The organism is Peribacillus frigoritolerans, assembly GCF_004358755.1.
Taxonomy (GTDB): domain Bacteria; phylum Bacillota; class Bacilli; order Bacillales; family Bacillaceae; genus Bacillus_P.
On sequence record NZ_SMZY01000002.1, the window covers coordinates 190,999 to 202,936 of the forward strand.

The 11,938-nt window shown below is 41.9% G+C and carries 10 protein-coding genes; 4 read left to right on the top strand and 6 right to left on the bottom strand.

The window, feature by feature from the left end:
* Nucleotides 1–33: 33 nt before the first annotated feature.
* Nucleotides 34–549 (bottom strand): acyl-CoA thioesterase, encoded by a 516-nt coding sequence (locus E2R53_RS08460; protein WP_133312226.1) that lies wholly within the window; start codon nt 547–549, stop codon nt 34–36.
* A gap of 150 nt (nt 550–699) precedes the next feature.
* On the opposite strand from E2R53_RS08460, the gene mreBH reads away from it, so the two are divergent.
* On the top strand, nt 700–1,707 hold the full coding sequence (gene mreBH, locus E2R53_RS08465; RefSeq protein WP_070878977.1) for a rod-share determining protein MreBH: 1,008 nt from the start codon (nt 700–702) through the stop codon (nt 1,705–1,707).
* Nucleotides 1,708–1,992: 285 nt separating this feature from the next.
* Nucleotides 1,993–2,850, top strand: coding sequence for a VanW family protein (locus E2R53_RS08470; protein WP_133311352.1), 858 nt, complete (start codon nt 1,993–1,995; stop codon nt 2,848–2,850).
* A 143-nt stretch (nt 2,851–2,993) separates the two neighbouring features.
* Here E2R53_RS08470 and abc-f read toward each other — a convergent pair whose 3' ends face one another.
* From abc-f to E2R53_RS08485, 3 genes are all read right to left on the bottom strand, one after another.
* A complete protein-coding gene (gene abc-f, locus E2R53_RS08475; protein ID WP_133311353.1) occupies nt 2,994–4,754 on the bottom strand; it encodes a ribosomal protection-like ABC-F family protein in 1,761 nt (586 codons plus the stop codon).
* Between the two features lie 286 nt (nt 4,755–5,040).
* Nucleotides 5,041–5,919: an aminoglycoside phosphotransferase family protein gene (locus tag E2R53_RS08480; protein ID WP_133311354.1), complete on the bottom strand. Its 879-nt coding sequence runs from the start codon at nt 5,917–5,919 to the stop codon at nt 5,041–5,043.
* Nucleotides 5,916–7,088: an acyl-CoA dehydrogenase family protein gene (locus E2R53_RS08485; protein WP_206197369.1), complete on the bottom strand. Its 1,173-nt coding sequence runs from the start codon at nt 7,086–7,088 to the stop codon at nt 5,916–5,918. The genes E2R53_RS08480 and E2R53_RS08485 overlap by 4 nt, the downstream gene beginning before the upstream one ends.
* A 161-nt stretch (nt 7,089–7,249) precedes the next feature.
* Here E2R53_RS08485 and E2R53_RS08490 point away from each other — a divergent pair, with 161 nt between their 5' ends.
* Complete coding sequence (locus E2R53_RS08490; protein ID WP_133311355.1) at nt 7,250–8,479, top strand: aminopeptidase; 1,230 nt, start codon at nt 7,250–7,252, stop codon at nt 8,477–8,479.
* Nucleotides 8,480–8,527: 48 nt separating this feature from the next.
* Here the strand turns inward: E2R53_RS08490 and E2R53_RS08495 are convergent, their stop codons facing one another.
* Nucleotides 8,528–9,385 (bottom strand): DegV family protein, encoded by an 858-nt coding sequence (locus tag E2R53_RS08495; protein WP_165970928.1) that lies wholly within the window; start codon nt 9,383–9,385, stop codon nt 8,528–8,530.
* Nucleotides 9,386–9,664: 279 nt separating this feature from the next.
* On the opposite strand from E2R53_RS08495, the gene E2R53_RS08500 reads away from it, so the two are divergent.
* Nucleotides 9,665–10,576: a CobW family GTP-binding protein gene (locus E2R53_RS08500; RefSeq protein ID WP_133311357.1), complete on the top strand. Its 912-nt coding sequence runs from the start codon at nt 9,665–9,667 to the stop codon at nt 10,574–10,576.
* A gap of 383 nt (nt 10,577–10,959) precedes the next feature.
* Here the strand turns inward: E2R53_RS08500 and E2R53_RS08505 are convergent, their stop codons facing one another.
* The gene (locus E2R53_RS08505) at nt 10,960–11,895 is read right to left on the bottom strand and encodes a ketopantoate reductase family protein (protein ID WP_133311358.1); all 936 of its coding nucleotides are present in this window, start codon (nt 11,893–11,895) and stop codon (nt 10,960–10,962) included.
* Nucleotides 11,896–11,938 lie beyond the last annotated feature (43 nt).

The following is an 11,938-nucleotide window of genomic DNA, read 5'->3' on the forward strand; positions in this document are numbered from 1 at the left end:
CTCTGATTAAATCAACTTTCATTCTCCATTCCCTTACAGCCAAGGATAATCTGTTCCGAATGCGGCGGCCATTGATTTCGTTTCTTCTTTTCGCTTTTTCCGGATGGCTGCCCGCTTGAGCGCTGAGTCATTCAGCGTCTTTTCTGTTTCTGACTCTGGAACAACTTTCGGGACGGGAGTTGGCTTATTATGTTCATCTACTGCAACCATTGTTAAGAAAGATAGAGCACATACATTTCGATTTCCGTTTAGAAGATCTTCTGCTATGACCTTTACAAAAACCTCCATAGATGTTCTCCCCGTGTATGTTACAAATGCTTCAAGACATACAGAGTTTCCTTCATAAATAGGATGCAGAAAATCAACAGAGTCCGTCGATGCCGTAACAACATGCGAGCGGGCGTGCCTGATGGCTGAAATGGCTGCTACGTCATCAATATAAGCCATCAGCTTGCCGCCGAATAAAGTTCCGTAATTGTTTGTATCAGACGGCAGAACGATGCTGGTTTTTACAACAAAAGAATGCCGGCAGAATTTCACTTCCACAATAAATGCACTTCCTTTTTTCAATTCTCTCTTTCTTATTCCCTGAAGTTCAAAAAAAATACATCAAAAAAAAGACTGGTACCCCCATAAATCGACACTGTTTGCAGAATGAATATAAAAGACTCGAAATCTATGAGGATTGGGTGAAAATATATGTTTTCTACTTCTGAAATTGGAATTGACTTAGGTACAGCAAATATTCTTGTATACAGCAAGGAAAAAGGAATCGCGTTAAATGAACCGTCCGTTGTGGCGATTGATACAGTAACAAAAAATGTTTTGGCTGTAGGGACGGAAGCAAAAAGCATGATTGGCAAAACGCCGGGTAAAATTGTGGCGGTCCGCCCGCTTAAAGACGGTGTCATTGCTGATTATGATGTAACAACTGAAATGCTTAAGCAGATTATGAAAAAAGCTTCGAAAAAATTAGGATTCTCGATCAGAAAGCCTACTGTTGTCGTATGTACTCCTTCAGGTGCAACAAGTGTTGAACGCCGTGCCATTCACGATGCAGTAAAAAATGCAGGTGCTAAAATTGTCCATTTAATTGAGGAACCTGTTGCAGCTGCAATTGGTGCAGATCTTCCCGTAGATGAACCAATTGCAAATGTCATTGTTGACATCGGCGGCGGGACAACAGAGGTTGCCATTATCTCATTTGGCGGCGTGGTATCTTGCCACTCCATCCGAATCGGCGGTGATCAGCTTGATGAGGATATCATTGGATATGTCCGTAAAAACTATAACTTGTTAATCGGTGAGCGCACGGCTGAGAACATTAAAATGGAAATCGGCTATGCTCTTGTCAAGCATGACGAGCTATTGATGGAAGTCAGAGGGCGTGACCTTGTTACTGGCCTTCCAAAGACAATCACTCTGTCATCAACTGAAATGCAGAATTCGATGAGAGAATCATTGCTTCATATTCTAGAAGCGATCCGTGCTACCCTTGAAGACTGCCCGCCAGAACTAAGCGGGGATATTGTAGACCGCGGAGTGATTCTGACAGGCGGAGGCGCTTTAATGAAAGGCATGCAGGAATGGCTCAGTGAAGAAATTGTTGTTCCTGTCCACCTTGCACCAAGCCCGCTTGAATCAGTGGCAATCGGAACTGGAAGATCTCTTCAGGTCATTCACAAGCTGCAAAAAGTATCAAAATAAGATGGTAAGAACCGATGGTAAGAACCGCATTCAGTTGCGGTTCTTTTTTTCACAAATAATAGAACACACGTTCTGTAATCTATTCTACATATTTCTTCAAAATAAATCAATCATTTGAAAAATATTCTGTTTTTATCCATATTTTTGAAACTTTTCTCTTTTCACATGCGTCTTACCTATTGTATGATTCACATAAAATAATCTGCATTTTTACTGGGGGAGAACGAGATAAAACGCTTATTTTTGTTCGTGTCAATTATTTTTGTTGTAAGCGGATGCGGTTTAGTGGAAAAAGAAAGCCTTATCATGACGAAAAATGCGGTGAGCGCAAAAGCTGTTTCTTCAAAGGCGATGGAAATGAATCGGGAGTTTGCTCTGATTGACAGCAGAGATGGCAGTACAGCAGCAACATTCTCTACAGCTGACGATAAAGATAAAGAGCAGCATGAAGAGGATATGAAGGCTCTGGTCCGGCAAATGGCTGATAAATTTGATCAGCCAATGACTCCTTCAAAAGTCAAAGACGGCAACCTTTTACCGGGGCAAAGCCGTGTGGTGCTTGATGAAGAAGCTCTATTCAATCAATTGCTGAATCTATCTGCTTTCAATCACGAAATTCCGCTGCCAATTACGGAAACAGCTCCAAATATTACACAGGAAGCGTTAAATGGCGCTGCGCAAACAGTGATCGGAAGCTACAAAACAACGTTTAATCCTTCTGTAGCAGGAAGAAGCACCAACATTGCCCTTTCGTCGAATGCAATTGATGACATCGTTTTGGGGCCAGGAGACAGATTTTATTTTAATTTGACTGTCGGGGAGAGAACAACTGCACGCGGCTACCAAAAAGCGCTTGAGATTGTAAATAAAGAGTTTGTTGAAGGAATTGGCGGAGGAATCTGTCAGACATCAAGCACTTTGTACAACGCTGTCGCAAAAGCCGGCCTTGAAATAATCGAACTTCACCACCATTCCAAAGAAGTCGGTTATGTCCCTATTAATCAGGATGCGACTGTTTCATGGGGCGGCTACGATTTTAAATTCATGAATAATAAAGATTTTCCTGTCATTATTAAAACGATAATCAATCAAAAAAGCGGCAGTCTTGAAGTTCAAATTTTAGCAGCTTCAAAAACTAAATAGATAATTGAAGGCTGAGTCACCGCGACTCAGCCTTTTTTAAAAGATACAAATCGCTCAGGCTCCTTGGCCAGAACGGATCCGAAAGTTTTGGCAAAAAGCGCGTTTATTCTGACTGCGCTAAACGGGCACTTATGCTTTTCTTGTCATCTTATCAGCTTCCTCTTATCTTGAAGAAGTCTGCTGTACTCTGCATCAAGCATTGCAAAAGAAGGATCTTCTCTGCTTATTACACTTAGTTTGCTTAAAACAGCTGTCAGCTGATGATCGATTTTAAGCAGCTCTTTTTCACTATCGGTTTCATTCCATTCATTTCTCTCCTTAGATAAATAGTCATCAAGCTTCATTTCAACTCTTCTTACCATCGCGTCTTCAAATACGAGCAGTTTATCACACAATTTGTTCATAAAATACTGATCGTGAGACACAATGATGATGGTCCCTTCAAACTCATCAAGCGTCTCCTCAAGCTGTTCCCGGCTCGGGAGGTCCAGATGGTTTGTCGGCTCATCAAGTATGAGAACATCATATTCTTTCAGGATCATAGACACAAGCTTGACCCTTGTGCGTTCACCGAGGCTTAGTGAACCAATCGGCTGCTTAAGCTTCTCCTCAGTCAGCCCCATGTTTGCGAAAGTGGTCCTCGCTCTTAAAATCTGTTCCCTCTCATGAAGATCCAGAGCTTCAAGAACGGTTGCATCTTCCCTTAAATCATTTACGTCCTGACTTAAATAGGCGATCTTCATCGTTTCGCTTTTCCATAGCACGCCGCCGGTTACGTCCTCCAAGCCTTGAATCATCCGAATGAGCGTCGATTTGCCGGCTCCATTTTTTCCGATAATGCCTATTCTTTCTCCATGCTTAATATAAAAATGACTTTTCTTAATCAGGGAAAGCTGCCCAAACGTTTTTTCAAGCGCTTTTGCTTCAAGTACGCGCTTGCCCCTTTTTCCGCTTGAATCGAACTGAAACATGACTTTTGCTTCTTCCTGCGGTTTTTCTTTTTTATTCTTTTCAAGTTCAGCGGTTAACCGCTTCATCTTAGAGCGGACCTGAATGTCCATTTTTTTCGCCTTTACCCGGTTGTATTCTTTAAAGCCCATTTGTTTCCGTTCGGAAGGACTCCCCTGTTTGGTTGATTCCCGGTGCGCTTTTTCTGACCAATTCTTTAAATTCTCCATTTGTCCTTCAATTTTCGCTTTATAGCGCTGCTGCACTTCATACTGATGCTTTTGTTCTTCCGCCAGTCTTTTCTTCTCATTTCTGTATGCCGTGTAATTCCCTTTGAACTCCTTTATCTGCTTATTTTCCAATTCGAAAATATGAGATACGGTCCTGTCAAGAAAGTAACGGTCATGGGAGATTATCAGCACGGCGCAAGTATTGGTCCTCAGCTGATCTGCAAGCCATTCTATTCCATGGTAGTCCAAATGATTGGTCGGTTCATCCAGAATCAGCAGATCCGGGTTTGTGGTCCATACATGAGCTAGTGCAAGCTTCAGCTTCTCCCCGCCGCTTAAATGATGAAGCCGGTCTTCCTTCCAATTCTGCACTTTTTCAAGCCCTAATTTTTTTGTTGTTTCAAAAATTCTTTCGAAGCTTTGATCTTCTAGAACCCCTTTAAAATCATGTACGGTGTAATCAACTGATTGCAGCAGATATCCGATTTTCAGGTCTTTTTTTCTCGTAATGCTCCCTTCATCAGGAGGAAGCTTTCCAAAAATCAAATTGGCGAGCGTCGTCTTGCCTGCACCGTTGTAGCCGACTAATCCGGCACAATCTTCTTGTTTCAATTCAAGCTGTATGTTTTCAAGAATGACTTGATCTCCATATTGTTTTTTTACATCTTTCACTTTAAGGATTGTATTTGCATGCCGCTGTTTTACATATCTTTCATTTTTAGCCATAAAAAAACCTCCCAAGTTCGCCTAGAGAGGATTTCAAACCATATGAAATAAACGGAATACCCGCTAAAAATGCAGAAAAATGCATAGATTTGGGCCTTCAGCTGGAAATGGTATGAAAAATGAGCGCACTCATCCTATTCTCTAGGTCTCGTTTTTTTGCTTATTCAAAAAACGTTTAGAAAATAAGATTAGTTCCACATGTCTCCAGTACCTTTTCCTTTCCGATATTAGAATGATATTAGTATATGATAAAAAAACAAAATTTGTCAACAGCATTTGTAAGCAGTTACATCATGGATTCGTATATTCCGGCCAGTTCAAGATTCTCTTCGCAGGAAGCCCCATCCTCGAGACACCAGCATGCACTCAGCACAGCCTGGCAAAAGCCCCAGCCAATTATACGGCTCCTCTCCATACCTAATTCTTTTTCAAACTGCTTTATTCTCGTTTCAAGCAAGTCCCGGGGATTTTTTTTATCGAATAAATAATTTTTACAGAAGCTTGTGACTTCAAATTCAGCTTCACCTATTACTCCCTTGGGATCTATGGCAATCCATTCCCCGCCGCTTTTTAAAATATTGTCCTGATGGAGATCTCCATGCAATAGAATGGGTTTAGAAATGGTGTTTATTAATTGATCAAAAAGAGCCTCAGCCTTATGTATACATTTTTCATCTATCATATTTTTCTCCACTCTTCTTAAGCCAGACATCCAATCTGACAAGTGAGGAAAAGGATGGCCACCTTCATACGGCTGCCAAATTCTCTGCATAACAGAAGAAGCAGCTAAAACAGCTTTTTCATCCCTTTCAACCTCTGAAAGCATGGTGCCCGGGTTTACTTTTTCCAAGATTAAGAGGCCGTCGTTTATATGTTCACCAATCAGTTTAACCATGCCATTTCCCCTGCCCAGTACCTTTAATGCGATGCTCTCAGCAATCAAATCTTTATGGTTTGGGAGTCCGATTTTAACAACTGCCTCTTCCCCATTTGCTTTAATAGCCTGAGCTACATAGTGATAAGACAATTTATAAGGATCGCCTATTTTCAGGCCGCAAGTCTGCTCGCACCTGGCAATGGTAAAAGGGAGTTCACGGAGCCAGGCTTCCCCTTTATCTCCATGAACACCGATTATCGTTTGTTTAAACTCTCTTGGAAGGTTCATTTTCCCTTCCCCTCACTAAATGCCTGGTCTGCAAGGATGCCAAATGTAATTTCATCCGCCGGAGGATTATGGAGCCCTGCTCTTACATCTCTGTAATACCTTTGCAGAGGAAGAGAATTAAAGATACTTTGTCCGCCAACTACACGCATAGCTTGATCGACCACTTCGACTGCTGTATTTGTAGCAACTGTCTTGGCAGCTGCGAGCTCTGCTCCGAGTTTATTTCGTTCGTTTGGAGCAGTGTCCCATTTTTCCGCTGTTCCATATAAGAGGTGTCTGGCAGTCAGAAGCGATAGGTCCATGTTTGCAATCTTTCTTCTCACTTCAGGCAGATCTTTAATGGGATGATTTAAACTGTTTGGCTGATGTTTTTTTGCAAATTCGACAGCAAAATTCCTCGCTGCTATGGCAATTCCCAAATAACATGCAGGTATATGCAGCAGCCAGCCTTGCGGAGACGCTCCTTTAGAAGGTTTCATTTTCAAACCTGTCATCGCTTCTAATTCAAGTTCCACATTTTCAAGAATTAAATCATCGCTTCTTGTTCCTCTCATTCCAAGCGTGTTCCATGTTTCTTCAATGGACAGCCCGCGAGATTCCTTTGGTATAATAAATTCCCCTACTTCTCCAGTATCCTCTATCGTTGCAGTAATCAGGAAATAATCAAGTGCAGGAGCAAGGGATGTGAATATTTTCTTGCCGTTAATAATCCACTTATCCCCGCTCCGCTTTGCTGTCGTTTCAGGCTTGCCGCCTCTTGCAGGACTTCCTCCATTCGGTTCGGAAGCGGCGCTGTTCAGTAATTTGTCGAACTGTATGATTTCTCGGGAAATCCGGGCATGCGTTTTTTCATCCCACTTTTCAGTTTCCCGGATGTTCATGAGGATTCCCAGATGCCAGCCAAGCGATAAAGCCGTTGCCCCGTCTCCCTGTGCCAGTTTTTCCTGTATCAGCACAAATTCATAAAGAGACAAATTGTCTCCGCCATATTTTTCAGGGATTGATAATTTCAAGAATCCCGCTTTTTTTAAATCATGAAAGTTTTGAAAAGGAAAAAGAGCCTCCCGGTCATAATAATCTGCCCGCTCAGAAAACTGCTCTGCAAGCTCAGAAGCTTTTTCCAAAAATACTTTTTGCCGGTCTGTTTTGATGAATTGCTGATCAAGCACGATTCCACCTTCTTTCACCTTATATTCTATCTTTTCTCGCCAATTTGATAAAGTATTCCGATCTGATAGCTGTTTGTATATAGAATACTCAGTCTTTTTTATTTCCTAATGTTAGCAGTTCTGATAAAATAGAACTAATTCTGTTTAAAGGAGATAAACTAATGACTTCTTTTCAAAAAAATCTCGAAAAATATGCGGAGCTTGCTGTTAAGGTTGGGGTAAATGTTCAGAAAGGACAAACTCTTGTCATCAACGCTTCACTTGATGCAGCGGAATTTGTTCGCTTAGTTGTAAGAAAAGCCTATGAAACAGGTGCAAAACATGTGCAGGTAGACTGGAATGACGATGAAGTAACCCGCACTAGGTTTGAGCTTGCACCGCAGGAAGCTTTTGAAGAATTTCCTGAGTGGCGGGCAAAGGGTCTTGAAGCGCTTGCCGAAAATGGCGCAGCCTTCATGTCGATCGTTTCTTCTTCTCCGGATTTATTAAAAGGCATCGACTCAAAGAGAATTGCTGCTAATTCCAAAGCTGCAGGCACTGCATTATCTACATACAGAAATTATGTTCAGGCAGACAAAGTAAGCTGGTCTGTAATTGCGGTTCCATCTGAGAAATGGGCTGCAAAAGTATTCCCGGAAGCTGGCGAACATGCAGTTGAACAGCTGTGGGATGCAATCTTCAAAGCAACGCGCACAGATCTCGAAGATCCTGTAGCTGCATGGAAAGAACATGATCAATCCCTGAACAGCAAGGTAGAATATTTGAACGGCAAAAAGTACAAAAAGCTTCATTACCGTGCAGAAGGAACAGATTTAACAATTGAACTTCCTGAAAAACATCTTTGGATTGGCGCAGGCAGCGTTAATGAACAGGGCAATGACTTCATGGCCAATATGCCGACAGAAGAAGTGTTCACAGTTCCTGAAAAAGAAGGCGTAAATGGAGTTGCAGCAAGCACAAAGCCTCTAAGCTACGGCGGTAACCTCATTGACAAGTTCTCCATAACATTTGAGAACGGCCGGATCACAGATGTAAAGGCAGAAGAAGGGGAAGAAATATTAAAAGAGCTTGTGGCAACAGATGAAGGCTCCCATTACCTAGGGGAAGTGGCTCTTGTTCCGCACGATTCACCTATTTCGATGTCTAATGTTTTATTCTATAATACGCTTTTTGATGAAAATGCATCCAATCACTTGGCAATCGGCAATGCCTATGCTTTTTGTATTGAAGGCGGAAAGAAAATGTCGCGCGAAGAATTGGAGAAAAACGGCGTCAATTCGAGCATCACGCATGTTGATTTTATGATTGGCTCCGCTGAAATGGACATTGACGGAATCCTCGAAGACGGCACGAGCGAGCCGCTGTTCAGAAAAGGTACTTGGGCCATTTAGGCTATAATCTAAAAAACCGCCTGGAGATATACTCCAGGCGGTTTCTGTTTATTTCTCAGATGGCATCTTTTCAAACCACATCAGTCCTATTGTTCCTTCACCAACATGGGCGGAAATCACTGGACTTAAATCTCCAACTTCTATTTCCAATGACGGGTCGATTTGCGAAAGTCTTTCCTTCCACTCACCCGCTTTTTCAGAGAGATTGCTGTGAATGACAGCTACTCCATAAACACCCTTTTCTGTATAGGATGCTTTAAATAGTTCGAAAATGCGGTTTTCAGCTTTTTTGGTCGTTCTTACTTTTTCAAGCTGAACCAATTCACCATTCTGAAATTCAATAATCGGGCGTATTTGCAGCAGATTGCCGATCACCATGCCCACGCCGGAAACACGTCCTCCTTTGTGAAGCTGCTCGAGGCTGCCAATCAAGTTAAGTCCTCTTACCCGCTCAGGGAGCTTCTGCAAATGTTCGGCTATTTCCTTGCCTGTATACCCTTCCCGGTCCATGCGGGCACCCTCAAGCATCATGTACTCCAGAGCTTTTGCGCCAATTCTAGAATCAATATGAACCATATTAAACCCGGCAATTTCTGCAGCGAGCATGGAAGCATTCAGGGTACCGCTTACTTTTGAAGTCACATGAATGGCAATTCCCATTTCGTATTCCTGTTTCATTTTTTCATATAATTCAACGAATTCACCGACAGCCGGCTGACTTGTTGTTGGCGAAACCTTTGATGCTTTTAATTTTTTATAAAACTCTTCATTTGTCAGTTCAATGCCGTCTTTATAACTATTGCCATCAAATATGATCGAGAGCGGCACAACATATATCCCGTATTTTTCAGCAGTATCTTCTGAAATGCAAGATACACTATCTGTTACCCATGCAATTTTTTTCAACGTATCGTTACCCCCAGGCGTTTTCACTAGGCTCTTTAGGAAGACATTGTTTTCTAATCTCAGTCTTGGAAAAAACAGCCTTTCATTAACACATACTACCAATTCCTACTAGATTGCTAGGAAAAGTGTCAACATTTTTCATTCTATAGTGAACTAAAGGAATAAACAATAGAAAGATTTACATGTTCATTGAATTTTCTTATTTCATGAAGAAGATTGACGGAAAAAGCAGAATTCATGTACGATGAGACATATCAACCTGAACGGGAGAGTAAAACGATGAAATCTGTTGAAGTCTACATCTTATCCGGATTTTTAGGAGCGGGTAAAACAACGCTATTAAAAAACATTTTAAAACAAGAACAAGATAAGAACCGGAAAATTGCCGTCATTATGAATGAACTCGGGAAAGTATCCATCGATTCTGACGCTGTCTCGGATGATATTCCTTTAAAAGAGCTATTGAATGGATGTGTATGCTGCACAATGCAAGGGCAGTTAGAAGCACAACTCCAGGGAATGCTCTCACAATACGATCTTGATGCGATCTATATTGAAACAACAGGTGCGGCACATCCGATAGAAGTGCTGGACGCCTGCTTATCGCCTGTTTTTGCTGAAAAGTTAGCCATTGGGTCGATCGTAACGCTTGTTGATGGCGCCCGCTATCATGATCGCTGCGCTTTGAGTATTCAGCTTCAAAAGCTCCTGCAGGAACAAATTCATCATGCTGACATTGTTCTTTTGAATAAAGTGGACAATCTCTCAGAATCAGAACAAGCATCCCTAGTCTTTGACATTCAGAACATTGCCGCTGATTCCAAAGTGCTGCTGACTCAATACGCCAATATAAGATTAAGCGATTTTCAGCATTTAGCCCGCAAGCAGCAGAAGGAGCATCAAAAAACACATGTACAGCTTGATCTTCATTTAAAAACATATGTTCATACCTTTACAGAACAAATTGATTTTGACGCTTTTGAAGATTTTCTGAGAAACATGCCCGATACGATCTACCGCATTAAGGGTTACCTGTCCTTTACACATTCCCGGGATACGTACTTGTTTCAGTATTCTTACGGCATGCCGCTCTACTTAAAAGAGCCTGTTAAAATGAAAAAGACGCTTGTTTTTATCGGCGAAAATTTAGATCATGCCTGGCTGAAGGATCAGCTGGAGGCATTGCAGTAATAGCTTTCGTAAAATGGCCTGCAATATTAGCAAGCAGGTTCCGCTTTAAGACAAACTGCAAAATAGAGAAGAAAGCGGGTAGTAAATTGCACAGCAATTTGTACCCGTTTTTTTGTTTTTTGGGATAAAGCTTTGTACTTTTGGAGTATCCAGTACACTTCAGTCATCCATTTCGGTCATTCAGTTGTAAGATCATACGTCCCCTTTGATTCCACATAACCCTGAGTTTTCTCCAATTGTGGAATCATTCGGCCTCTTTGATTCCACAAAATGAACCTTTATCAATTCCTGACAAAATGAAAATAACGCCCAACTGGAAAATTGGGCGTTTTCCTAATGCTATTCAGTTAGATTAAAGTTTTCTCCTCAAAGGGACACTGTTATCATATACCAGACCGATTCTCTGAGCGATTCTTCTCGTATATCTTCAAATTCGCATACACCATCGATAAAACCTGCGCTTCTGTTTTATGTTTTTCAGCAAGCTTCAATAGATACCCCTGCAGATGATCTGCTTCGACTTCTGCCAGTTTTTCCATATCCCTCTGCATGGAGGATTTCATTCCATGTGTCATGTTATGTATTTTTTCGAGCTGAATATCTTCAATTCCATCAGCAATTGGCGCACCTTCCGCACGCATAATCGATCCGATTTCGTAAAAGAGTTTCTGTGTAACACTCAATCCAAATTTATTTTCGCGGATGGTCCCGATAGGTGAGCGGAACAGCGTTGTGACACCGGACAAGCCGGAGATAAACATATATTTATGCCACATATCAGCGAGAATCCTGTCACTCTTTCGAATCTCAGCATTTGAGCCGGCAAATAATGCTTCCAGTTTTTCAACTGCTTCAGCCTGCTTACTGTTTAGTGCCCCGTAGACGAGCTCATGGATCGGACTGGTCTGCACGATTGCCCCATTTTGATCCACTGTCGATTCAATAAAACATAAACCTCCGATGACACGATCTTCAGAGAATCTCTCCTGCAGCATGTCCAAATGAGCAACCCCATTCAAAAGCGGCATGATGAGAGTCTGATCTCCCGCAAATGGCGACAAATCCCCGATTACTTTTTCCAGATGATAAGCTTTCACAGATAACAGGATGAGGTCGAATGCTTCCCTTTTCTCTCCGGCAAGCATGACTTGCGGAGAAAAGTGATAATCACCGTGAATGCTTTTTACTTGCAGACCTTGTTCATTCAGCAAATGTGCTCTTTTTTCCCTGACTAAAAACGTGACATCTTCCCCTTTTTCAGCAAGGCGTGCACCAAAATATCCGCCCACCGCTCCTGCGCCAACCACTAAAACTCTCACTTTTCCATCCCCTTCCCTTCATATATAAGTTTATAGAAGCTTT

What these genes read in the sequence shown, in the direction of transcription:
- mreBH (WP_070878977.1), top strand. Translation starts at nt 700, where the DNA reads ATGTTTTCTACTTCTGAAATTGGAATTGACTTAGGTACAGCAAATATT.
- abc-f (WP_133311353.1), bottom strand. Translation starts at nt 4,754, where the DNA reads ATGGCTAAAAATGAAAGATATGTAAAACAGCGGCATGCAAATACAATC.
- E2R53_RS08480 (WP_133311354.1), bottom strand. Translation starts at nt 5,919, where the DNA reads ATGAACCTTCCAAGAGAGTTTAAACAAACGATAATCGGTGTTCATGGA.
- E2R53_RS08490 (WP_133311355.1), top strand. Translation starts at nt 7,250, where the DNA reads ATGACTTCTTTTCAAAAAAATCTCGAAAAATATGCGGAGCTTGCTGTT.
- E2R53_RS08500 (WP_133311357.1), top strand. Translation starts at nt 9,665, where the DNA reads ATGAAATCTGTTGAAGTCTACATCTTATCCGGATTTTTAGGAGCGGGT.